This window comes from Plantactinospora sp. WMMC1484, assembly GCF_049315195.1.
Taxonomy (GTDB): Bacteria; Actinomycetota; Actinomycetes; order Mycobacteriales; family Micromonosporaceae; genus Plantactinospora.
The window spans coordinates 1122116-1145372 of the sequence record NZ_CP186055.1; the positions used below are offsets into that span (position 1 = coordinate 1122116).

At 67.3% G+C, this 23257-nt stretch carries 24 protein-coding genes and 1 tRNA gene; 22 read left to right on the top strand and 3 right to left on the bottom strand.

Annotated features, from left to right (window positions below):
• Positions 1-1116: 1116 nt before the first annotated feature.
• From ACN28C_RS04915 to ACN28C_RS04925, 3 genes are all read left to right on the top strand, one after another.
• Positions 1117-2169, top strand: coding sequence for a hypothetical protein (locus ACN28C_RS04915; protein ID WP_422772387.1), 1053 nt, complete (start codon positions 1117-1119; stop codon positions 2167-2169).
• Positions 2170-2852: 683 nt separating this feature from the next.
• Complete coding sequence (locus ACN28C_RS04920; protein ID WP_422772388.1) at positions 2853-4091, top strand: DNA sulfur modification protein DndB; 1239 nt, start codon at positions 2853-2855, stop codon at positions 4089-4091.
• Positions 4092-5314: 1223 nt separating this feature from the next.
• Positions 5315-5779, top strand: a complete 465-nt coding sequence (locus ACN28C_RS04925; RefSeq protein ID WP_422772389.1) for a hypothetical protein — start codon at positions 5315-5317, stop codon at positions 5777-5779.
• A gap of 489 nt (positions 5780-6268) precedes the next feature.
• Here ACN28C_RS04925 and ACN28C_RS04930 read toward each other — a convergent pair whose 3' ends face one another.
• Complete coding sequence (locus tag ACN28C_RS04930) at positions 6269-6757, bottom strand: transcriptional regulator (RefSeq protein ID WP_109802355.1); 489 nt, start codon at positions 6755-6757, stop codon at positions 6269-6271.
• Between the two features lie 555 nt (positions 6758-7312).
• Between ACN28C_RS04930 and ACN28C_RS04935 the strand changes: the two genes are divergently transcribed.
• Positions 7313-8146 (top strand): hypothetical protein, encoded by an 834-nt coding sequence (locus ACN28C_RS04935; protein ID WP_422772390.1) that lies wholly within the window; start codon positions 7313-7315, stop codon positions 8144-8146.
• Positions 8143-9279 carry a DNA cytosine methyltransferase gene (locus tag ACN28C_RS04940; protein WP_422772391.1) on the top strand — a complete coding sequence of 379 codons (1137 nt, stop codon included), beginning with the start codon at positions 8143-8145 and terminating at the stop codon, positions 9277-9279. Before ACN28C_RS04935 ends, ACN28C_RS04940 begins: the two co-directional genes overlap by 4 nt.
• Positions 9280-9942: 663 nt before the next feature.
• On the opposite strand, the gene ACN28C_RS04945 is transcribed toward ACN28C_RS04940, so the two are convergent.
• The gene (locus tag ACN28C_RS04945; protein ID WP_422772392.1) at positions 9943-10701 is read right to left on the bottom strand and encodes a GntR family transcriptional regulator; all 759 of its coding nucleotides are present in this window, start codon (positions 10699-10701) and stop codon (positions 9943-9945) included.
• A gap of 641 nt (positions 10702-11342) precedes the next feature.
• Between ACN28C_RS04945 and ACN28C_RS04950 the strand changes: the two genes are divergently transcribed.
• The 16 genes from ACN28C_RS04950 (at position 11343) to ACN28C_RS05025 (ending at position 21871) form a co-directional block, all read left to right on the top strand.
• Positions 11343-11618, top strand: coding sequence for a hypothetical protein (locus ACN28C_RS04950; RefSeq protein WP_159079363.1), 276 nt, complete (start codon positions 11343-11345; stop codon positions 11616-11618).
• Between the two features lie 103 nt (positions 11619-11721).
• Positions 11722-11961, top strand: coding sequence for a hypothetical protein (locus ACN28C_RS04955; protein ID WP_159079364.1), 240 nt, complete (start codon positions 11722-11724; stop codon positions 11959-11961).
• A 61-nt stretch (positions 11962-12022) separates the two neighbouring features.
• Positions 12023-12835, top strand: a complete 813-nt coding sequence (locus ACN28C_RS04960) for a GntR family transcriptional regulator (protein WP_422772393.1) — start codon at positions 12023-12025, stop codon at positions 12833-12835.
• Positions 12823-13611, top strand: a complete 789-nt coding sequence (locus tag ACN28C_RS04965; protein ID WP_422772394.1) for a glycosyltransferase family 2 protein — start codon at positions 12823-12825, stop codon at positions 13609-13611. Before ACN28C_RS04960 ends, ACN28C_RS04965 begins: the two co-directional genes overlap by 13 nt.
• A 178-nt stretch (positions 13612-13789) precedes the next feature.
• A complete protein-coding gene (locus tag ACN28C_RS04970) occupies positions 13790-14194 on the top strand; it encodes a transcriptional regulator (protein ID WP_422772395.1) in 405 nt (134 codons plus the stop codon).
• Between the two features lie 305 nt (positions 14195-14499).
• Positions 14500-16104 carry an FtsK/SpoIIIE domain-containing protein gene (locus ACN28C_RS04975; protein WP_422772396.1) on the top strand — a complete coding sequence of 535 codons (1605 nt, stop codon included), beginning with the start codon at positions 14500-14502 and terminating at the stop codon, positions 16102-16104.
• On the top strand, positions 16101-16361 hold the full coding sequence (locus ACN28C_RS04980) for a hypothetical protein (RefSeq protein ID WP_422772397.1): 261 nt from the start codon (positions 16101-16103) through the stop codon (positions 16359-16361). The genes ACN28C_RS04975 and ACN28C_RS04980 overlap by 4 nt, the downstream gene beginning before the upstream one ends.
• Before the next feature lie 6 nt (positions 16362-16367).
• Positions 16368-16559, top strand: coding sequence for a hypothetical protein (locus ACN28C_RS04985; RefSeq protein ID WP_422772398.1), 192 nt, complete (start codon positions 16368-16370; stop codon positions 16557-16559).
• Entirely contained in the window at positions 16556-16741 is a 186-nt protein-coding gene (locus ACN28C_RS04990) for a hypothetical protein (RefSeq protein WP_422772399.1), read from the top strand. The genes ACN28C_RS04985 and ACN28C_RS04990 overlap by 4 nt, the downstream gene beginning before the upstream one ends.
• A complete protein-coding gene (locus tag ACN28C_RS04995) occupies positions 16738-17310 on the top strand; it encodes a DUF2637 domain-containing protein (protein WP_422772400.1) in 573 nt (190 codons plus the stop codon). The genes ACN28C_RS04990 and ACN28C_RS04995 overlap by 4 nt, the downstream gene beginning before the upstream one ends.
• Positions 17307-19064 carry a replication initiator gene (locus ACN28C_RS05000; protein ID WP_422772401.1) on the top strand — a complete coding sequence of 586 codons (1758 nt, stop codon included), beginning with the start codon at positions 17307-17309 and terminating at the stop codon, positions 19062-19064. The genes ACN28C_RS04995 and ACN28C_RS05000 overlap by 4 nt, the downstream gene beginning before the upstream one ends.
• Before the next feature lie 5 nt (positions 19065-19069).
• Entirely contained in the window at positions 19070-19285 is a 216-nt protein-coding gene (locus ACN28C_RS05005) for a helix-turn-helix domain-containing protein (protein ID WP_422772402.1), read from the top strand.
• Complete coding sequence (locus ACN28C_RS05010) at positions 19285-20466, top strand: site-specific integrase (protein ID WP_422772403.1); 1182 nt, start codon at positions 19285-19287, stop codon at positions 20464-20466. Before ACN28C_RS05005 ends, ACN28C_RS05010 begins: the two co-directional genes overlap by 1 nt.
• On the top strand, positions 20406-20648 hold the full coding sequence (locus ACN28C_RS05015) for a transposase (RefSeq protein WP_422772404.1): 243 nt from the start codon (positions 20406-20408) through the stop codon (positions 20646-20648). The genes ACN28C_RS05010 and ACN28C_RS05015 overlap by 61 nt, the downstream gene beginning before the upstream one ends.
• On the top strand, positions 20645-21541 hold the full coding sequence (locus tag ACN28C_RS05020; RefSeq protein ID WP_422768992.1) for an IS3 family transposase: 897 nt from the start codon (positions 20645-20647) through the stop codon (positions 21539-21541). The genes ACN28C_RS05015 and ACN28C_RS05020 overlap by 4 nt, the downstream gene beginning before the upstream one ends.
• A gap of 72 nt (positions 21542-21613) precedes the next feature.
• On the top strand, positions 21614-21871 hold the full coding sequence (locus tag ACN28C_RS05025; protein ID WP_422772405.1) for a hypothetical protein: 258 nt from the start codon (positions 21614-21616) through the stop codon (positions 21869-21871).
• An 89-nt stretch (positions 21872-21960) separates the two neighbouring features.
• Here the strand turns inward: ACN28C_RS05025 and ACN28C_RS05030 are convergent.
• Positions 21961-22034 (bottom strand) — tRNA-Gly (locus ACN28C_RS05030).
• A 212-nt stretch (positions 22035-22246) separates the two neighbouring features.
• Here ACN28C_RS05030 and ACN28C_RS05035 point away from each other — a divergent pair.
• Positions 22247-23239, top strand: coding sequence for a zinc metalloprotease (locus tag ACN28C_RS05035; protein ID WP_422772406.1), 993 nt, complete (start codon positions 22247-22249; stop codon positions 23237-23239).
• The last annotated feature ends 18 nt before the right edge of the window (positions 23240-23257 follow it).

Here is a 23257-nt window from a genome sequence, read left to right on the forward strand (position 1 = left end):
ACCCCAGTACAACCGGCCTTACAGGGAGGCGAAGCCATGGCGCGTATGACTACGAAGGCGACAAAGAGCAGCGCGACCCGCACCAAGCCCGAGAGAACAACGGTGCAGGGCCAAGCAGTTCGGGGTAAGCAGGCAACCAAACCCGAGACCGATTCTCCGACACCCCGAGACGCGCGCAAGGTCACCCGGGCCGCCAGACGGCAGACCAAGAACGGGGTCACCCTTACCCCCCAGGTAGAGGCCGATCTCACGGCCGAAGCGGAGGCAGGATACGACGTCAGCAAGCTCACTCCTCGACGGGTCGGCCGACCGTCTCTCTCAAAAGAAGGCGGGACCTCGCACAGACTCAGTGTGCGAGTCGATGACCAGACTTTCCAGATGATCCAGAAGGTGGCAGAGCTGACGAATCGCCGCCCGAGTGATCTCGTTCGAGAGGTGCTACAGGCCGCGTACCCCCGCAAGTAGATTTGCCGTACTCACCAGAGCCGACCAGGGGCAAGGCCACATCCGATGGCGGCACGATGGGTCGGACGCGAAGCGCCGACGATCCGAAGGGGTGGCCGGCATCCTGGTCAGTCACACGTTGCACTCAGCATGTTCGCCGCCCTTGAATAACCAAGGCCCTGGCTGGGACTGACGTCCTGACCAGGGCCTTCAGGCTGGAGCGGGTGACGGGAATCGAACCCGCACTGTCAGCTTGGGAACTCGCTGGGGTGCCGGTCCTGGCCAAGGTCAACGGGCCGCGCTCCTGGTCACGGTGCCCGTGGTTGACCGTCGTTCCCCGTGGCTTCCCGCCGCTACGGGCACGTAGGGGGCACGGGCGGCGGCCACTGTGTAAGCGCAGTTGATAGCCTTTCCAGGAGTGCTGCCGGTTCGCGGGGTCGTTGCGGTGTTGTGGCAGCCGTACGGGCATGGCCTCGGGATGGTTCACCGCTGGGACTGGCGGATCGCTCTCCACTGCTCCTGTTGCCGTCGTCGTGACGGCGGTTTGGGGCTCCGTGCCACCGGCTTGAGTGTTGATGTGCTTCTCGGACTTGTCGGCGACAAGGCAAGGGCGGCGATTGCCGTCGTCCAGTACTGTCCGATCGCCAAACTCCTCAAAGCACGAGGGAACCCATGACAGCTTCCGTCCACTCCCGTCGCATGCTCGCCTGGACCGCGCCCGTGGCGCTCGCGCTGACCGCGCTCGCCCCGGCCCTGCCCGCCCAGGCCGCCAAGCCCACTCCACCCACTATCACCGCCGGCCAGGTCGACAAGGACCTAAACGGCGATGGCATCGCTGACCTGGTCACTGTCGGCGGCCCGGACACCGGACTCGGGTCCGGCGTCTGGTCCGCGCTCGGCCTGAAGTCCCGCAAGACCGGCGTCGGCACCGGCCACGTACAGACGGCCGTCAACATCGGCCTACACGGCAACGGCGTCGGCGGCACCGCGTCCCCCGCCGAGTTCGACGGCGCGCAGATCATCACCGGCCTCTTCCGCGGTGAGACCGAAGAGGACTTTCTCGTTTACTACCCGGGCGGGATTCACGCCGGCGGCGGCCTGGTCATCAGGGGCGCCGGCGACGGCACGATGCCCGACCCGTACCGCAGCGGCAACGTGCACACCATCATCCGGGACCAACTCCTAGACGCCAACGGCAACTCACCGCAGACGCTGGTCAACGGATACGTCGCTGATGGAGTCGACAACGGCCTCCCGGACCTAATCAGCATCTCCGGTGACGCCACCAACGGGTACCGCCTCGACTACCACCCCAACTTGGGCGCGCCGGGCGCTTACTTCGTCATCACCGTGCTGACCAACGCCACCCCGACGGGCGGCTCCGACTGGCAAAACTGGAGCATCGCCAGCACCGAGACCGCCTCCGGCCTCGCACTCTTCCTACGCAACGCCACCACCGGCGACCTGTACCTGTGGACCGGGGTCACCATGCTCGACAACGGCGACGGCACCGGCACGCTGACCCACATCCAATACCAGGTGGCAGCGAACTGGAACACCGGCGTCACGATCAGCACGCTGTGGGCCGCCGACATCAACACCGACGGCACGCCGGACCTGTGGACCGTGCTGCCAAACGGCACCTACCAGGCGTACCTGATTTCCGGCCTGTCCACCGACGGCACCGCGACGGTGACCACCACCCGGGCCAAGCAGCTCGCCTGACCTGCTGGGGCGTGCCACCACCCGGCGGCGCGCCCCAGCCATCACCGTCGAGGAGCCGCTGTTGAGTCCGCTTGGCGGCCACATGCGCGATAGCGATAAGGAAACGCCCTGGTCGGCTTCCCGCCTGACCGGGGCATTTTCTTTGAGCGGGTGACGGGAATCGAACCCGCACTGTCAGCTTGGGAAGTGTCGAAGATCGGGCCTTTGACCAGCCGGTGTCCTGGTCGCGGCGGCCTCCAGCGGCCTCGGCTAGCCCTTGTTGTCCTGGCTCAATGGCACGCTAATGGCACGCCCGCCCGCGGGCCGCGGTCGCTCAGTTCGAGGTGGTTCAGCCGCCCCCGACCGTCTCCGTGGTTGACCCGCGGATTAAGAGTGCTCCCCTGTCGATCCTGGCCGTCCATGCTGGCCTCGTCGTGTCCTGCTCGGTGGACGTGCTTGCGGTGCTCATCTTGCGACCGGTTGGGGTCGCGTAGGGGTCGACTTCTCTGCCGCCTCTCCCGGGGCGCGAGCAGCGGCCTGGCCTGGTCGGTCCACTGTCCCCGTCCAGCCGCCGACAGTAGACAGGTTCAGCCTTAACTCCTAGTTGGAGTTGACTGTAGGCTGCTTCGCAGATTAACTTCTTAATCGCCGCGACAGGGCCCTTCTTGTTGCGGCCAAGATCTAGTCTGACACATGGAGCCCCTATGACAATCTCGATCGACCCCAGCCGGCTCAGCGGAGTCAAGCGGTCCAGCACCTACCTCGCCATGCGCTCCACGCAGGGTGGACGCACCGTCTACAGCCTCCGGGTCCCGCTCGCAGACCTGAGCGTGATCCTGCCGCTGCCTAACCCGGAGGAGCCTGACCCGGACAACCGTAAGGTCGATCGACGCCACGCAAAGGACTTCGGCGACTACCTCCACAAGAAGGTCGACTGGGTGGCTCCCGCGCTGCTTGCTCGCGACAACGGTGGCTGCGACTTCGATGCCATCGAGGGAGCACCCGAAGGGCGGCTGGGCTACCTGGAGATCCCTTGGTCGGTTGGTGCCTTGTCTCCTTTGAGCACGATCGACGGCCAGCACCGGATCCTTGGTGTCGACATCGAGATCAAGAGCTTGACCGAGCAGATCAACAAGTTGGACAAGGACATCGAGCGTGCCCGCTCCGATGACCGGATCGCCCAACTGCGGCAGCAGCGTGACGATCTACTGCAGCGCCTCCGGCGCATGGACAGCGAGTTCGTCGGCCTCGACATCTACGTAGAACCTGACAACATCCGCAGCCGGCAGATGTTCGTGGACGTAGCCGACAACGCCAAGGGCATCTCTAGCGCCTTGCGGTCTCGGTTCGACGGCTCGAAGATTGCCAACCGCACCCTCGATCGGGTAATGGACCACGCGCTGCTTAAGGGTCGCGTCGACCTGGAGCAGGACCGAATGACCGCCAAGAACCCCAATCTCATGGGTGCCAAGCATGTAGCCGACCTCACTCGCGCAGTTGCTGTTGGAGTCGCTGGCCGGATCGGTAAAAAGCGTGAGACCGAGCTCGATGACGCTGCCGTCACCGAGGCCGTCCACAAGTTTCTCGAGTGCATCACTGAAGCCTTTAGCGACCTCGCCGCGGTCGCAGACGGCAAGCTCTCTCCTCTTCAACTCCGCCAGCAGTCGCTTCTCGGATCGGTCGGTACGCTGCGCGTTCTTGCTGGCACCTACCACGTCTTCACTGAAGAGATGGACCTCGACGACGAGGAAATCATCGAGTTCTTCCGACGGCTGAACCCACACATGAACGCGCCGGTCACCAGCGTCAGCATCTGGCGCACGACCCCTGCCAGCGCCGACTTCGAGATCAAGGCATCAGCGCCGGTCATGCGGACGCAGAACCTACAGCACCTGGTCGGCGTTATCACCGGTTGGTACAAGAACCCTCCGGCCGGCTTTTGATCACGTGAATCAACGGTGGCTGTTCGGTAAGGCGGCCATCGCCGGTTATCAGAGCAGTTCGGCCATCGCACCGAAGCCATGTGACCTGACTGCCATCCTGAAGCCGTCGACCCACATGCCGTGGCCAGGGCGAGGGTGACAAGGTGGAGCGCCCGACCGGACGTACGACCTTTTCACCCTGGCCCTGGCCTGCTCGGCTTTGCCTGGGTCGGTGGCTGGCGGGCTGGCATCCTCCTAAACCGCCAACCCATCGAACCGGTCGGCAAACTCCACCTGGAGTCATCTGGCCCCGCCGGAGGCGCTCTAACTCGGCGTCCGCCACCCGCCCGCGCAGTCCGGGAGGACATTCGGCAATTCCGCCTCGGGCCTGTCCAGCCACCGAATGACAACCCTGACGTACCCGGCGGCCGTCCGACAGGCGGAAGGAGTCACCTCGACCGGGCCGGCGGGTGACCACTCCTCCCGGTTTTTCAAGCCGTCGACCACCTAGCGGTAACGCTTGGGCAGCTTCTCCACCCCTGCCCCCTCTTCGCCTCTTCCCACCCCGGATAGCGAGCGGCCTCGTGGTCGGTGAGGCGGCCGTCAGCAACTGGTCGCCCGCGGTTCGTGTGCTGGCTCTGGGGAACAGTTCGGCCCCGGCTGTCGTCTGGCCTGTCCTGGGAGCTGCGTGACTCGTCCCGTGGTCCCTTTCGGGACCAGGTGGACGCGCGGGGCGGGCGTGGGTTGCGGGCCGGCTGATTTCTCGCCCCGGCGCCGGAGGCGGCCGGGGCGGCGGCTCCGCAGGAGCCGGTTTCCGCGCCCGGCCCGCGCCGCGCGGAGCGCCTTGATCCTGAAACAGGGCTATTCGGCAGTTGCCAATCAAGCATCGATCCACGACGGGCACGACGCGGAGGCGTGCCTGGACGTCTCGCTTACAAGCTCTGTGCGCTCCGTCCGGCAGGGTCCATCTACGTCTGCGACCTCGGGCGGCTGTCCGCGCTCGGCTGCTGGCGGTTGCCCTCGTCCCAGCCGGTTGCTGTCGGCGCTGATGCCGCGGAGACCTGTGGATCATCCCAGATCGGTCGGATCGACGTCCGGACCTGGGCGAGGTTTGCTGTCGCCTCACAGCGGATGACAGCCCTTGTCGTGGTTAGTCGTGCCCGGCTTGTGCCCGATGATCTTGTCGCCATAGGCCGTCGTGCGGACCTGAGGCAGTATGGACAGTCTTCGGTAGCTTCTTTTCCGTGAGCGAGCCAACCCTGCTGCAACAACTGCTGCCCGTGGGAACACTGCTTCTCGGGGCCGGGATCGCCTCGGTCGGCCGTCGCAATGAGAGCCGGCGGAAGGCGGCGGAACTCCTCGTGGAGATCGACCGTAAGGTCTGGACCAAGGGCGGTGAGAGCGATTGGCTGGATCTACAGGTCTACCTGGGTCAGCTCGAAGTCGCACTCAGGAGCGCCGGTGTGCCGCAGCGCCTCGTCGACGATCTATCGCGGGCTGCGGTGGCGCACTGGCATGCGGCCGAGCACTCGGGAGACCCTGACGTCGGGTTGTACATCCGTGGGGACGAGGATGATCGACTGCGCTCATCGAAGGGCAGAGTGCTCGACTGGCTTGACCGTCCGTGGAAGCTCTATCGGCGGTGGCAAGCGTTCCGATCCGTTCCCCGAGTAGCCGCGCGTACTGCGCGTACTGCGCGGTCGACCTGAACCTATGGATTGCCGGCGAGGCGGCTGCGTGCGACCCGGTACGCAGGTCGCCAGCCTCGACCGGTTCGCTGAGGGCTGTGATGGTGCGGTGGGTCGCTGTACTTTCTGCTGTACTACGACCAGGCGGAGGCGGAGGTTCGACCCCAGTCGGGGGAGCTTGGTCGGCGTTGCTGGCTGGAATCAACCGACATCGTCTCGTGCCTTCACGCACCGAAGGCGTGTCACTCCCTCCAGCCGTCATCGTCGCGCGGCGAGCAGCCTGCTGACTCTGACCTGCCGGAACGCCTCCCGTCGGTTTCCGGCACCTTCCGCCGTTACTCGCGCTCGGTGTGCCGGAACTGCGCAAGGTGATCATGACGGAACTAGCCAGCTTCCGCAGCCGGTCGATGTCGAGCAGCGCCAGAGGTCGTCGGCCCACGACGAGGGGTCGTTACGGCGGCAGCGGCACTTGGGACCGCCGCGCTACGACCCCTCGTCGTACGCCAGCGGTCAGGATGCGAAGAACGCCCGCGGGTCGGCGACCAGCACACCGTGCTCGGTGAGCCGCTCGATCAGGCCCGACGGCGAGGCGTCGTACACGATGGCGAGGGCGCGCAGATCGTCGGCGCGGATGGAGAGCACCCGGCCGTTGTAGTCGCCACGCTGCTGCTGGATGGCGCGGGCGTACCGGGCGACGTAGGCGAGGTCCTCGGAGGCCTCGTCGTAGAGCCGCTCCAGGTCCAGGACGATCTTGCTGGTGGGCTCGTGCCGCACCCCGCTGCCGTCGGGCAGCAGCTCCGCGACCGGAACGCGGTAGAAGTCGGCCAGCTCCGCCAGGCGGGACACGGTGACGGCCCGGTCGCCGCGCTCGTACGAGCCGACCACCACGGCCTTCCACCGCCCGTTCGACTTCTCCTCCACACCCTGCAGGGACAGGCCCTGCTGCTGGCGGATGGAGCGCAGGCGGGCGCCCAGCGACTTGGCGTATTCAGAGGGCATTCGGACACTCCCAGTGCTGCTGTGGGGTTCACCCAGCGATTCGCTACGGAGCGTGACGGTACGTAGGTTGAGACGTGGGGTCAAGTGGTCCCCTCGCTTCCAGTAGCGGATGTGGACCGGCTGACCCCAGGCTCAGCAACCGCTGCTGCCTGGCACCTGCGCCGGAGCGGACGCGCCGCGCTGGAACCGTTGCCGTGAGCATCGCCGCGGCCCGGGGGCCGCTCGCTTCACTGGGTTGGCGTCAGATCCAAGCCTCGTTGCTGCCAGGCAGAATTCACTTACCGTCCGTCATCGTCCAGCCCTCGGCGTAGGACACGCTCGTCGTACGAGCACCACAGGCGATCCCTCCGGCAGATACCAACCTCGTCGGAGGAGTTACTGTTGCTCCGACGCATCAGCGGGTGCCCTACGAGGGTCGACGCCCCATGAAGGCGACCGACCTGCCAGCCCTGGCCTTGCAAGTCGGACCAATCGTCTGCGGCTGGCTCATGGACGTTGGGCGAAACCGGGAGCGCCATCCCCCATCTAGCGTCAGTGGTAGGTAGCCTGCTCGGCATGCCGAGCCTCGATCGTCCCCTCCAGACGCACGGCCTAACCAGCGCTGTGTACGTGCCTATCTTGCGTCGGATTTTCACCAAAAAGTACACTTCCGGCGCTACGTTTCTAGACTTCACGTTGGACGACGTCCGACAGGCCGCTCTTGACCTGGGGATCACGGTCCGCAATCCGGCCGACGTCATCTATAGGATGCGATCAAGGACGGTGCTCCCGGAGGAGATTCTTAACGCAGGCTTTTACATCCTCCGCCAAGTTGGGCGCGGCCGCTATCGCTTCGAGGTCGGCGAGTCGACAATTATTCCGCTTCCTCAAGGCGCAGTGACCGAGGCGCTTGACCTAACACCACTGCCGGTCCGACGCCTTCTTCCGGAGGCAATCGCGGAGTTCGATGAGCAAGCTCTGCTGACTGTGGTCAACTACTGCTCCCTGCTCGACCATTTCACTGGCCTGCGCACCTATCGGCTCCGGAGCCATGTCAGGAAGAGTGTCATCGGCATCGGCCAAGCAGAGCTAGACGAGCTGGATGTCGCAGTAGCCTTACGCGACGACGAGGAACCGGTCATTCTCCCTGTTGAAGCGAAGGCGGCACCGGATGCGATTAACAGGGTGCAGATCAGTGCGATGGTTGCCTTTTCTCGGGTATACTTCCCGGGCCATGAGGTGAGGCCGATTGCCATCAAGGTAGACTACGACTCCCTGGTTCACATCCTTGAGTTCAACCCTACGGAGGAACCGGCCCAGCTGGTGGTGCAGAACGCCGCCACATATCAGCTCAAGCTCTCAGAGCAACAACGCAGGTTTGTGCGCAGGACAGAAACGAGATTGATATGACGCCACGAGCGATTGAGTTGTTCTGCGGGTGCGGCGGACTCTCCACCGGCCTACTCGACACAGGCATCCAAGTGCTCGCAGGCTTCGATCATGATGCACCCAGCATCAGGACATTCAACTACAACCATCAGTACAGGGGTGGTTACGGGCACGTCGCGGATCTCGCCTCGACGAGTGGCGCGGAACTTCTTGAAATCGCCGACATCAAGGGAAAGCTGGACCTGATCGCAGGCGGCCCGCCGTGTCAGCCATTTAGCATCGCAGGAAAGCAGCGAGGCCTCGACGACAAGCGCGGAAACCTGATCTTCCGCTTCGCTGATATCGTTCGGGACCTCTCTCCAACCGCCTTCATCTTCGAAAACGTCCCAAATCTTACGAAGATGGAGGGTGGGGGCTTGGCGGATCAGCTGCAGACTGAGCTAGCCCGATTGGGTTATGAAGTCTACGCCTCGGTCCTCAACGCTGCCGAATACGGAGTCCCGCAAGCGCGAAAGCGTTTCTTTCTAGTCGGACTTCCCGCAGGGGTCAATTTCGAATTTCCGACACCAACTCACACCGCAGCAGCAACAGTAGATTTGTTCGGGGAAACGAAACCCTATCTGACCGTTGCGGATGCAATCGGCGATCTGCCGGACGTCGGGACTGACCGGGCTCGCGATATTCCTAATCACGAGCCTACGATGCACAGCGCGAAAATGGTTGAGGCCTTCCGGAAGTTGCTGCCGGGAACCCGTGATAAGAAATCATTCCACGACCGTCTTCACGCAGACCGACTTAGTTACACGCTGCGAGCAGGATCGGGGAATTTCTCGCCGCTTCGACCGGTGCATTACAAGTATGACCGGGTAATTTCGGTCAGAGAAAGCGCGCGCATCCAAGGAATGGACGACAATTTCATTTGGCCCGACCCTCTTCCGCGACTTCAGCAATACCGGCAGGTTGGAAATGCTGTTCCGCCGCCCCTTGCGCGGGCCGTGGCTGCAAGGATGGCTGAAGTCCTTGGTTGGGATACGTCGACAGATGAGACCAAGGGTGATCCTTCAACTCGACCGCCCGCGTTCTATTTGACCCATGAGGAACGGCACGCTGGACGTGTAGCGAAACTGAGGGGTGCATCGCTCGGTGCTCTTTGACATCACAAGCATGAGATGGATGGGCCAGGATAGGCCGGGTTGGCTTGCGGGCGTGGGGCCCGTGTGCGGGCTGGCGCTGGAGGCTAATTTGACCAGGCCCCGGCAGCTTTAGACAGAGGGCCGTGGGGAGCCATCCCGTCTGCCGTCGACCCGCCCTTCTGGGGAGCGGGCCACCGCCCGGCCCGCCACGTCAAGCGGACCTTGACGCAGGCTCGGACGCTGGCGAGTCGGGCGGTGGTCTGCTCGGCTCGCCCCGGGTCGATGGCAGGCGGGATGGCCTACCGCAACCACCCACGGACCGTGACCCGCCGGCGCAGCCCCGGCCATCCTGGAGCCGGAGCGCCCCCGCCGGAGGCACAGTAGCCGCACCCCCGCGACCGCCGCCAGCTCGCCGACGCGGCCGGCGTGCCCTCCCCTACGCCGCGCGGGCTCGTGGCCGCGCGGCCCGGCCGGCTGCCCGGCCCCCACTTCACCCGTCAACGGTCTGTCGTTCTGCGGCGGCCCAGCGGGCTTCCAGCCTCCGCGCCAGCCGCCGGGCGTCCGGCGCGACGGCCGCAGAGCGACAGCGGCAGCGGCTGGCACGCGCCCAGGCGGCGGCGCGTGCGGCCCGTCAAGGGCCGCCTTGAAGGCGTGTAGAAAATCTGGGCGGCTGGACGTGGAGAGCTATACCCGGATCTCGTACTCCAAGGCGATACGATCCGCAGGGAGCACCATGCTGCTGGCAACCTCGACTATTCGCGCTTCAGCGTACGTCCGGCGGATCACGGTGAGGACCGGAACGCCGATCGGTAGTCGGAGGGCCTTGACTTCGTCGATTGTGGGCACACGTGCCCGTACAACTTCTTGTACCTTCGTCACCGCGACGCCGAGTGACTGCAGCTGTGCGACATGGCCACCTGGCCATGGTTCACGGCCTGGATCGGCAACTGGTGTCCCGGCGACCATGTTGAGCAGGTAGTACGCGATGGTCAGCTGCTGTGGCACCCCGTAGGCGCTGGTCAGTAGACGGCGTTTGAGCAGCCCACTTCCAGGTTCGACCTCGAACATCTCGGCGAGTTCGGGATCCGCCGAGACTTCGTGATACTCGGCGTCGACCTGCTCATCGGAAAGTCGATCACTTTCCGGCCCGGTGCCCTCGTCTCCTGGCTGCGGGAGTCGGTTCAGGTAGCGCTCGGGGCCGAGTCGACGTATGGGCAGGTTGGGACGAGCATAGGTCCCTCGACCGTGTTCGGTGACGACCAAGCCCTCACTGCGAAGCACGTTGATGGCTTCGCGAATGGTTCCTCGGGCGACGCGGAACTCTGCGGTAAGTGCGCTCTCGGAGGGGATGAGGGCGCCGGCTGGGATCGCACCTGCGGTGATGCGGCGTCTGAGTTCGTCTGCGATGGCACGGTACCGGGGCTGTCTGTGCGGGGCTGGCACGGGCATCACCGTACCTGTCTGCCGTGTTCTCGGCAGCCATTCATCGCCATCATGGATGTATAGACAAGCTGCCTGGTTGTAGGTACCTTTCAGGGGTGCGGTCGGGGTGGCTGGTCTGGCAAGGGGTTGGCATGCCGTCGCCCCGGCCGCACATCCAAAGTGCACTGACGCGCTGAGCAGTGGTTCGACGCGTCCCCACGCGTGTGCCTGAGCGGGCACGGCGATACCCGACGCCGCTCTCCGGGCGGTGCGCCGTGCCGTCATCGGGCCGGTGGCCGGTCCAGCCTCCGCCAGGAAGCCGGCCATCGGCTCTCTCAATCACCCTGCAAGGAGGTCGTGATGCGCCGTGTTCGCTTACCTGTCTGGCTCGCGTTCTGGCGGTCGCCTGAGCGCCACAGTCGACGGCCAAGGTCGGCGCCGTCCACCCGCCGAGTCGTGGCCTACGCGACTCCTCGGCCCGCTGCGCCGTCCTGGGCTACGGCTCGAACGCGTGAGTACGTCTGTTGGCGAGAGGTGCCGTTGTTGACGCTCGGGCAGGAGTTCCGGGGACGTGGCGGGAGGTGGTCCCGGTGAGCAGGGCGCCTCGACAGCGGCCCGAGGTAGCACATCCGTCGTGGTGCGTGCCTCAGCGGTGTGAGTTCGTGGTGCCGCCGCAGACGCAGCACCCGCTTCGCCACCACAAGGGGCCGGTACGGAGCTTCGGCGACCGGCGCGGCGGTGGCAACGTCGTCGTGTACCTGTTCGCCGGGCAGGCAGGCCAGCCGATGATCGGGCTTCATGCTGTCGGCCGGTGGCGGGGATCCGGCGGGGCGGTGCTTCGGCTGGCCGAGGTATGGCGCCTCGCTCGGCACCTGGACGAGCTGCTGCACCAGGCCGGATTCACTCCCCCACGGAAAGACGACGATGGCCGGGAATGACCACAACGCCGCAGGGTTGCCGTGGACGAGGGACCTGCGGCGTGACGCCTGCCCCGTCTGGTGTCAGGGCTGCGTGGCGGCGGACACGAGGCACCGTAGCCGGATGGCGACCGTCGGCCGGGAGGGCAGCGGCTGGCTCAGCGTCCAACTCGTCGCCGATCGCGGCGCCGCGCACGCTCCGCTGTTGAAGGTCGACGTCACGCGCCACGGGTCTACCGAAACCGTGCTGCTCACGTTCGCGCAGACCGGCCGCATCCTCGCCGAGATCATCCACCTCTCGCACCCGGTCGGAGCCTGGCAGCTTCGAGAAGATCCGCTGCTTGGGGACGAGGGCGGTGACTGACCGGCGCGACAGGTCGACGGCCCGGCAGACGTATCAACGTCTAGGCGGTAGCGTAAGCGCCGTGAACTCTCGTGACTGGCGTCCGCGCTACCTTCAGCTTGCGGAGGATCTGCGCGCCCGGATCGAGAGCGGCGAGCTTCCCCGGGGTACGGCCATGCCGAGCGAGACGGAGTTGGCCGACTCGTCCGGCCTGTCCCGGACGAGCGTGCGCAACGCCATCCGGCAGCTTCGGGAATGGGGCTTGGTCCGGGCCGAGCAGGGTCGGGGAACTTACGTGAGGGCGCCTCGGCAGCGGGTCCGCCGGCGCAACACCGAGCGGTACCAGTGGGAGAAGGACCGGGTACTGCTCGACGAGGCCGAGCGGCGGCGGACCGGTGGAACCGAGCATGACACCGGTCTGACGGTCGATGATCTCAGGTTCCACGCCGAGTACTCGCAGGTGAAGGCGGACGAGGAGATGGCGGCGGCGTTCGGGCTGCCGGTCGGTGCACCGCTGCTGCGGCGGGTCTACTGGACCAGTTCCCGGCACGAAACCGCCCCGCTGTCGGCGTCGTACTCCTACCTGCCGTACGACCTGGTAAAGGGCAACAAGCAACTGCTGTCCGCCGACTACGAACCCTGGCCCGGCGGCACCCAACACCAACTCTCCACCGTCGGTATCGAGCTGGACCGGATCGAAGAGGTCGTACAGGCCCGGCCGCCGCTGCCGGACGAGGCGGAACTACTCGAAATCGAAGCCGGGGTTGCCGTCCTGGACGTGCGCAAGACGTCGTACGACATCCGGGATCGGGTGGTAGAGATCGCGGATGTCGTTTTCCCCGGTGACCGGACGGAACTCTGCTTCACGACGAAGCTGAAGCGGTGGAACGCTTGAGCCGACTCGTCTCGGTCGTCACACCGGTTCACTGGCCCAGCGTCGGATACCTCGCCGACGCCTACGGGTCGTTGACCGGGCAGAAGATGCCGGACGGGTGGGACTGGCAGTGGCTCGTCCAGGAGGACGGGCAGGACGGGCTACTGCTCGACCAGCTCCCCGACGATCCCCGAATCCTCGCCGGCAACGGCCGGCCCGGCGGCCCAGGCGTCGCCCGAACCCTCGCCCTGGCACGGGCGGAAGGCGAGTTCGTCAAGGTCCTCGACGCCGACGACCAACTCACCCCGGGCGCGCTCGCCCGAGACATCGCCACCCTCACCGACAATCCGCACCTCGGCTGGGTCACGTCGCGGGTCCTGGACCTGCACCCCGACGGGTCAACACACGGATGGGACAAGGACCCACCCGACGGACCGATCAGCCGCGGTGCCGTCCTCGCCTTCTGGAAGGCCAACGACTACCGGGCACCTGTACACCCGGCGACCCTGTGCATGCGCCGGGATCTCCTCCTGGCCCTCGGCGGCTGGATGGCCCTACCCGCCTCCGAGGACACCGGCCTGCTCATCGCGGCCAACGTCGTCAGTGACGGCTACTTCATCGCCGAACCTGGACTGCACTACCGCAAGTGGCCCGGCCAGATGACCGGCCAAGCCGCACACCGCGACCCGGCCGAGCACACCGCGCGAATGCGGATCATCGAAGCACGGGCAGAAGCCCTGCGGTCGCTCCTGTCGGCCTCGCCGTCGTCGTCCGCCTCGGGCCTACCGACTTCCTGACGTTCCCGCCTCCGTCGGGCTCGGCCTCTCTCGACGCGCGCCCGTAGGGACTTTTCTGTCCAAAGCAGACAACTTCCGATCGACTCGTTGACTTGTCTGCCAAGTCGCCATACCTTCGAAGCTCATACATGGCAGCCAAGTTGATTACTTGGCAGACAGGCTTCGGAGGTCTGGGGCGATGGCTCTGCGTGGTGGGACTCGGTTCGCGGTCCGGTGTGAGGACGTGTTCCCGGCGGGGTGCGCGTTGGTGCCCGAGTCACTGGGTGAGGTGGAGGACTACGACGAGAAGACGGGGCGGCGTACCCCGGCCAAGGACAAGGTGACGGGTCAGCGGGTGTGGCAGGTCCGCGTGATGGACCTCGACCCGGAACTCGGGAAGCGCTCGCGAGAGACGACGGTGAAGATCTCGGCCGACGTCCAGCCGGTGCCGCCGACGGGCGTGCCGTTCGAGGCGGTCGAGTTCGACGGCATGACCGTCACGCCGTACGTGGCGAACAACGGCCGGATGGCGTACTCGCTGCGGGCCACCGGGATGCGTGCCCCGGCCGGCGTCACCCGTGACCCGTCGTTGGCGGCGGCCTGACCGCTGCTGGGTGGGCGGGGCTGTCTGGTCTTGGCGGACGGCAGCCCCGCCCCTCTTTGCCAAATCCCCCTGCTCATGGCGAGAGAGGTCTTTGACGTGTCCAAGCGTAGGCGCCGTACGGCCCAGTTGCGGTCGCGGTGTGGTGTGTGTCAGTCCCGGTTCGACCCGACCGATAGCGCGGACGGCCGTTGCCCGTTGTGCGCTGATCAGCTCGTCCTGCCGCTGCCGGCGGTTCGGGACGCGTCGGGCCGGTTCGTATCCCTGCGGGGTGTCCGATGATCGGGCGGCCTCGGGGTGAAGTGGTGATGACCTCGGCCGGGGACCTGATGGTGATCCGGCCCAAGCGGCTCGAACTGCCGTTGTGGCTGGTGATTCCCGGCCTGCTGTTCCGCTGGGGCTGGCGGGCGCTGTGGTGGTGCCTACGCCACCCGGTCGCCACCGTGTCGACGGCGTTCCTTCTCACCGTCTACCTCGACTATGGCGGGCAAGGTCTCGTCACCCTGCTGGTCCTGGTCGGCGGGGCGTCGGCGGTGTGGCGGTGGCGGCACGAAGCATCGTGGTGGGCCTGGTTCGCTGGTCCGCTGCTGGGCTGGTTCCGCCGGGTAACCGTCTACCGCCGGGTGTGGCGCGAAGCCATGACCCTGTGCGGGCTGGCCGAACGGTACGACCATCAAACGGTTCTGCCCCGGCTGCTGTCGGTGCGCTCCGATCCGGCGTTGGACGTGCTGGCGGTCCGGATGGTGCGCGGTCAGACGCCGGAGGACTTCCAGCGGGTCACGTCGAACCTGGCGTACGCGTTCGGGCGCCGGCATGCCCGGGTCTACTCCGAGCATCCCGACGATCGGCCTACCCGGTCGGGGCGGTGGGCGTGGCTGCTCCGCGCGGTCGATGCCGTTCGGTTCCGCGACCGGCCCAGCGTCGTCTACCTGGTCCTGGTCCGCACTGACGCGCTCCGCGCTGTCGTCCCACCGTTCGACGTCCCGGCGGTGCCGGACTTCACCGCGCTGCCGCTGGCCAGGCGGGATGACCTGAGTACCTGGTGCCTGCACCTGTTGGCGACTCACGTCCTGGTCGGCGGCGCCACCCGGCGCGGCAAGGGCTCGGTGCTGTGGTCCCTCGTCCGGACACTCGGCGGTGGGATCGCCTCCGGTCTGGTCCGGCTCTGGGTCATCGACCCGAAGGGCGGGATGGAGTTCGCCATGGGGCGGCCGATGTTCGCCCGGTTCGCCTGCAAGTCGTTCGAGGCCATGGCCGACCTCCTGGACGAGGCCGTCACCGTCATGCGGGAACGGCAGGCCAGGCTTGCCGGCTCGGTCCGGGTCCACACTCCGACCGTCGCCGACCCCCTGGTCGTGGTCGTCATCGACGAGATGGCCGCGCTTACCGCCTATCTCCAGGATGTCGAACTGCGCAAGCGGATCGCCGCGTCGCTGGGGCTGCTGCTGTCGCAGGGTGCCGGCGTCGGCGTCCTGGTGGTGGCCGCGTTGCAAGACCCGCGCAAGGAGGTCCTGCCGTTCCGGGACCTGTTCCCCACCCGCATCGCCCTCGGCCTGACCGAAGCGTCGCAGGTCGACATGGTGCTCGGTGACGGTGCCCGGGATCGGGGCGCGCTTGCCGACCAGATGCCGCGCTGGGCCAAAGGCGTCGGGTACGTCATCCTCGACGGCACTCCCGAACCCGCCCGAGTCCGCTTCTCCTACATCTCCGACGACGAGATCCGGGCCATGGCCGCGACGTACCCGGCTCCGGTCGATGCGGCGGACATCCTCGCCCAGGTCGGCCGGGAAACCGCGCCCGAACCCACCCGGCCATCCCTGCCCCGACAGCGCTCCGCCGGGCCGCTGCTGCCCGACGCGCTCCTCAACCTCCTCCGGCAGGGCCCGGACAAGGACGGCGGTGAGCAGGCATGACCGAGCCGACCGGACGACGGTTCTACCGTCTCCGCACCCCGAACGACAGCGGGCAGAGCACGGCCGTATCGGTGCGCGTCGACCCGGACCGCCCGGACCCGTACCCCGTCTACCTCGCCGTAGGTGCCGGCCGCCGCCGCATGTACCTCACACCCGACGAGGCGTGGGCGCTGTGGCGCTGCCTGTCCGAAGCCGTCGCCACGCTCGGCGAACCGCCCGACAACATCCGCACCACCATCCGACCGGCCCGGAGGTGACCAGCCATGACACCCCTCAACCGCATCGCGGCTGCGTTCCGCCGGCCGCTGCGCATCCGACTCACCGCACCACCCGACAAGGCGGCGGCTGCCCTGCGCGGTATCGCTGCCTTCCTCCACCACCGCACCGAACTGCGGTACCGGCGCATCCGCGTCGACCTGACCATCCGACCCGACGAGGAGGAGGGCAACCGATGAACCCGTGCACCCTCCACCCCGGCGAGCCGACCTGCGACCGATTCGGCCTGATCGAGATCGAGCACGGGACCGGCGGCCGTGCCTGGACCTGCGTCGAACACGCCATCCGCGCCATCTGGACCATCGACGGTGCCCACGTCGTCCGGGACCTGCGCAGCGAGCGGACGGGAGCGGGCCGATGATGCGGGTACGCCTCGAAGCCGCTGCCCGGCTGCTGATCCTGCTCGCCATCGGCGGGATGGCTGGCGCTGCCGCGTTCACTCATGTGCATGACCTGACCGTCGCGCACGGCCAACCCGACTGGATCGGTTGGGCCAACGCGGTTGCCGTCGAGCTGATGGCCATCTACCTCGGGCTTGAGATCCGTGCCCGGCGTCGGGCCGGTCGTCCGGTCGGGTTCGTGGCCGTGCTCCTGGTCGGCTTCGCCATCTTGTCCCTCGCCGCCCAGGTCGCCGAAGCCGAACCGTCGGTCTGGGGCTGGATAGTGGCTGCGGTTCCCTCCCTCGCCTTCCTCGCCCTGGTCAAGGTCGTCCTGTCCAGCGCACCCGCCACCATCGCGGCCACCGACGACCAGGCGCCGGCCGTCGTCAACGACCCCGACCCGGAACCCGTCGCCGTCGACCCTGAACCGGTCCAGGACCGTACGCCGGTCGTCTACGCCCCGGTACCGGCATCGCGGCCGGGCTCGTCGGCGGTGCTGCCTCCGCTCGGCGTCGTCCACCCCACCCGCTCCGCTGAGGTCGCCCGATGACGGCACCGACCCTGCCCGGCATCGACCTGTCCGCCCCGACTCCGGAGCAACCCCGGCCGGGGTCGCGGGCGGCACGGATGGGCCTACCCCGCGCCGTCGACGTCCTCAAAGATGTCGCCACCGAATACGGCGTCTGCATCCGCCCCCTCGCCATGCGCCGCACCGACCTGAACACCGGGCAGACCGAGGTCATCGACCTGCCCTGCGGCGCGACCCGGGAGGACAAGTGCCCGACCTGCGCGAAGAAGCACCGCCGGCTACGGCAGACACAGATCCGAGAAGGCTGGCACCGCACGGACGAACCCCTGCCCGGCCCGGAACCCGCGACCGAGGAGCAGAAGGCGCTGATCGTGCTGCGGGCACATCTGGAATACGGCCGCGACGAAGCGGCCCGCGCCTCCGAGTGGGAGCAGGTCGAAGACCTCGATGAGGCCATCCGCGAGGTGGAGGAGGCGATCACGGCCGAAGGGCTACGCGGTCGGGTCGGTCCGCCTCACCAGTCCGGCGACGACGGCCAGGGCGACGAGGACACCGGCCGGCGGCGCAAGCGCTCGACCAGGCGGCGGCAGGACGCACCCGACCTGCCCCGCCGCAAGGTCGAGCGCCGCACCGTCGGCAAGGTCTACACCGCCCCGGACGGCACCGCCTACCAGCCGTCGATGTGGCTCACCCTCACTCTCGACTCATACGGGCCGGTGCTGTCCGACGGAACTCCAGTCAACCCCGACCGGTACGACTACCGCCGGGCAGCCTGGGACGCCGTCCACTTCCCCCGACTCCTCGATCGGTTCTGGCAGAACCTCCGGCGCTGCGAGGGCTGGAACGTCCAGTACGCCGGCTGCGTCGAACCGCAACGCCGACTCGCCCCACACGCGCACTTCGCCATCCGGGGCACCATCCCGCGTGACGTGCTGCGCACCGTGGCGGCGGCCACCTACCACCAAGTGTGGTGGCCATCCGTCGACGTGCAGCTCTACACCCGCGACCGGCCACCAGTCTGGGACGAGCAAACGGCGGCCTGGGTCGATCCCGACACCCGACAACCGCTGACCACCTGGACCGAAGCACTCGACGCCATCGACTCCGACCCCGACGCCGAACCCGCGCACGTCGTCCGGTTCGGCAAGCAGGTCGACGCGCGCGGCGTCATGCCCGGCACCGACGACGCCGCGCGGACGATCCGCTACATCACGAAGTACATCACCAAAGCCACCAGCGACTGCCACACCATCGCTACCGACCGGCAGCAACGCCACCTCGACCGGCTCTGGCAACAACTCCAGATCACACCCTGCACCGACCGGTGCGCCAACTGGCTGCTCTACGGCGTCCAGCCGAAGAAGGCACACGCCAAGCTCAAACCGGGCCGGTGCAAGGGCAAGGTCCACCAGCGGGAAACCCTCGGCATCGGCGGCCGACGCATCCTCACCTCCCGCGACTGGTCCGGCAAGACCCTCGCCGACCACAAACACGACGCCCGCGCCTGGGTTCGGGCACTCCTCGGCATCACCACCGACCTTGCCGGCATCGGCCACGCCCAGGGCACCACCACCGAACCCGTACGCCACGCCTGGGAACTCGCCCGCCCCGACGATCCCGACGTCGGACCCATGTCCCACCGACTCATGCGCGCCATCTCCGAACGCGCCCGCTGGCGTACCGAACTTCTCGCCGCGAAGGACCGGGCGGCTCAGGGAACAACGCCCGACGTTACGGCAACCGCAGACAGCACGACGGTCAACGGGGAGGACTGAGCACAGTGGATGAGGTTCTGACCATCGAGCAGGCTGCGGCCCGAATCCAGATGAGTGAGCGGTACGTGCGGCGGCTCGTCGCGGAACGGCGTATCCCGTTCCACAAGCTCGGCCGGAGCGTACGGATCAGGGCCGTCGACCTGGCCGCGCACCTCGACGCCGGACGGGTCGAGCCGTTGACCGCCTCCGAGGTGTGGAGCGGGATGCGGAGGGTCGCCTGATGCCGAACAGGGATGGGCACCGCCGGTTCGGCAACGTGCGCAAGCTTCCGTCCGGTCGCTATCAGGCGCGGTACCCGGGTCCGGACGGCCGGCTACGTCCCGCACCTGAGACGTTCGCCCGGAAGTCGGAGGCAGAGCGCTACCTGGTCCTGGTCGAATCGCAGATTGCCCGGCGGGAGTGGACCGACCCTGAGCGGTCGAAGATCAAGCTCGGCGAGTATGCCGCCCGCTGGATCGAGCAACGCGCCAACCTCCGGCCGCGCACCATCCATCTCTACGGCTGGCTGCTCGGCAAGCACATCGCGCCGTACCTCGGCGGCGTCGAACTGGGCCGGCTGGACACGCCGCTAATTCGGGAATGGCGGGCGCAACTGCTCGGCAACGGCGTCTCGGAAAGCGTGGCAGCAAAGGCATACCGGCTGCTGCGGGCCGTGCTGATGACCGCCGTACGGGAAGACGAGATCCTGCCGAAGAACCCGTGCCGGATCACAGGCGCGGACCAGGAGAAAGCGGCCGAACGGCCGGTGCTCACCCTGGCCCAGGTCTTCACCCTGGCCGACGCCGTACCGGGCCGGTATCGCGCCCTGGTTCTGCTGACCACCTTCGGCTGCCTGCGCTGGGGCGAGGTGGCGGCGGTGCAACGCCAGGACATCGACACCAAGGCGGGGACGGTACGCGTCCGCCAGGCGTTCACCCAACAGCGGGGCGTCGGCCTGGTCCTCGGCCCGCCGAAGTCCCGAGCTGGCCGACGTACCGTCAGCCTGCCTCCGGCCGTGGTTTCGGCAATCGTGGATCACCTCGCCGCCGAGGTCGACGACAACCCCGAGGCGTTCGTGTTCACCACCGAAAACGGGCGGCCGATCTGGCGCGGCAACTTCAACAAGCTCGCCAACTGGAAAGCGGCCGTGGCCAAGGTCGGTCAGCCGAATCTCCACTTCCACGACCTGCGGCACACCGGGAACACCCTCGCCGCGCAGACCGGGGTGGGCCTGACCCGGTTTGACGGACATCCGAGATCAGGGGGCTGTGGGCCCTCGGGAGGATGTTCATCATGGAAGGCATGGGTAAGAAGCCACGCCGGCCGCGCAGGGCGTTCACGCCGGAGTTCAAGGCGGAGATCGTGGAGGTGTGTCGGCGGGGTGACCGTACGGTCGGTCAGGTCGCGAAGGACTTCGACCTGACCGAGACGGCGGTCCGGGACTGGGTCAAACAGGCCGACCTCGACGCCGGCGCCCGTACCGACGGGCTGACCAGCGCGGAGCGCGAGGAGTTGGCGCGGTTGCGGCAGGAGAACCGTCGGCTGCGTGAAGATGTGGACATCCTCAAACGGGCCACGGCTTTCTTCGCGAAGGAGACCCGGTGAACGTGTACCCGTTCATCGAGGCGGAGAAGGCGCAGCAGGGCAACGTGAAGCGTGCCTGTGAGCTGTTGAAGGTCTCCCGGTCCGCCTACTACCAGCACCGCGCCGCCGGCCCGTCGCCCCGCCAGCGGGTCGACACCGAGCTGGCCGAACGGGTCGCGCAGGTGTATGACGCTTCGGCCGGCACCTACGGCTCCCCACGGATACACGCCGAACTCCGCGCCCAGGGCCGGCGGCACTCCCGCAAACGGATCGCCCGGCTGATGCGCACGGCGGGTCTGTGCGGTCGGACACCGAAGCGGTGGCGCACCACCACCGTGCCCGACCCGGCGGCAACCCCGCGCCCGGACCTGGTCGGCCGGGACTTCACCACCAGCCCCGCCGACGTCGACACCCGATGGTGCGGCGACATCACGTACATCAACACCTGGGAGGGCTGGCTGTACCTGGCCACCGTCATCGACCTGGCTACCCGCCGGGTCATCGGCTGGGCCACCGCCGACCACCTCCGCACCGACCTGCCCGCCCAAGCCCTGTCCAACGCCATCACGTCACGACGACCGACCGGGCCGGTGATCTTCCACAGCGACCGCGGCTGTCAATATACGAGCGGCCAGTACGCCCACCTCGCGAAGCGGCACAACGTCCAACTCTCAGCCGGACGCAAGGGGCAGTGCTGGGACAACGCCGTCGCCGAATCGTTCTTCGCCACCATCAAAACCGAGCTACTCGACCGGCGGGCCTGGCCCACCCGGGCCGCCGCCCGCACGGCGATCTTCGACTGGATCGAGGGCTGGTACAACACCCGCCGCCGGCACTCCACCCTCGGCTACCTCAGCCCCGCCGCCTACGAGGCCACCGCCTATACCAGCAGACCACTCGGCAAGCTAGCGTGAGATCAACTTATCGACCCTGTCCGTCGAATCGGGTCAAGTCCAGGGGCCAGCACCCGGGACCTGATGGCTCGGATGGGCCACGACTCACCACAAGCCGCGCTGATCTACCAGCACGCAACGGCGGAAGCCGACCGGGCCATCGCCGCCGCCCTGGACGCGGCCGTACGCGGCGAGGAGAAGGCCGAACGCAAGAAGGCGAAGAAGGACGCCCGTAAAGCGGACAAGAAGTCCGGCGGCAAGAAGGCCAAGAAGAAGGCACGCAAGACGGATGGCACGCGGTCCGGCGACCCGGACGACGGTGCGGCCGGTGCCCTGGTGCACCGGGGCTAATGGCACGCCAATGGCACGCGACATGATCACGAATCTTGGAACATCGAAGGCCCTGGCTGGGACTGACGTCCTGACCAGGGCCTTCAGGTTGGAGCGGGTGACGGGAATCGAACCCGCACTGTCAGCTTGGGAAGCTGATGTTCTGCCATTGAACTACACCCGCGAGCGGACCCCACTGTACCTGGTTGGGTCCGATCATGCACTCGCCCTCCCCGCGTACGCCCACGGCTGCTCTGTCACCCGGTCGGAGCGGGTCGCGGACCACGCCGTGCCGCCTCGTTTGCAACAGGGACAACGGCAGGTAACGTCCGCCTCACCTGCAACTATGGCTCTGCGTTATCGCGGCGCCACTCTGTGAAGGCAAAGGGTGAGGCAATGGCGTTCCGTGGACTGCGATGGTCGTCGCGTTCGACCGGTGTGGCGAGTGTCTTTCTCGTCCTGCTGCTCGGACCCGGTCCGGTGGTGGCGGCGCCGCTGGAGTCGGCCGGGGCCGTGGACCCGGATTGCGCCGGCACGGCCGCCGGTGACCCGCACGCGAACGCACGCGCCAAGGCGAGGCCCGGCGCCCCGCACGCGGCCGAGCCGAACGAGCTGACCGCGGCCGAGGCGGCCGCGCAGGACCGGGCGGTCGATTCGGCGTACGCCCGGCGGGTCGGTGTCGCACCGCTCGGCGTACCGCACGGGAAGGTCGGGATCACCGTCGACGTGGTGTTCCACGTCATCGCCGAGCGGCGTACCCGGGCCGGCGGCGACATCCCGCTGGCGCTGATCGAGGCACAGGTCAAGGTGCTGAACGACTCGTTCGGCGGGCGCACCGGTGGCGCCTGGACACCGTTCCGGTTCAAGCTCAGGCAGGTCAACCGGGTCGTCAATCCGGCCTGGTATCCGATCGTGCCGGAGAGCTCGGCCGAGGCGCAGATGAAGCGGGCGCTGCGGGTCGGCGGCAAGCACACCCTGAACGTCTACACCGGACTGCTGGACGAGGAGTTGCTCGGCTGGGCCACCTTTCCGAAGCAGGACCTCGACCCGTACGACGGGGTGGTGGTGCTCGGCGAGTCGCTGCCGGGTGGGACGGCGGCGCCCTACAACGCGGGGGACACCGCCACGCACGAGGTGGGGCACTGGCTGAACCTCTACCACACCTTCCAGGATGGCTGTGACGGCCAGGGCGACCACGTGGTCGACACCGCCGCCGAGGCGGAGCCCGCGTTCGGCTGCCCGGAGCGACGGGACTCCTGCGCCACCAGGCCCGGCCTCGACCCGATCCACAATTTCATGGACTATTCGGTCGACGCCTGCATGTACGAGTTCACGTACGGACAGGTGTTCCGAATGATCAAGGCATGGAAGGCGTTCCGGGAGCCGTAGGCGGCAGGACGGTGACGG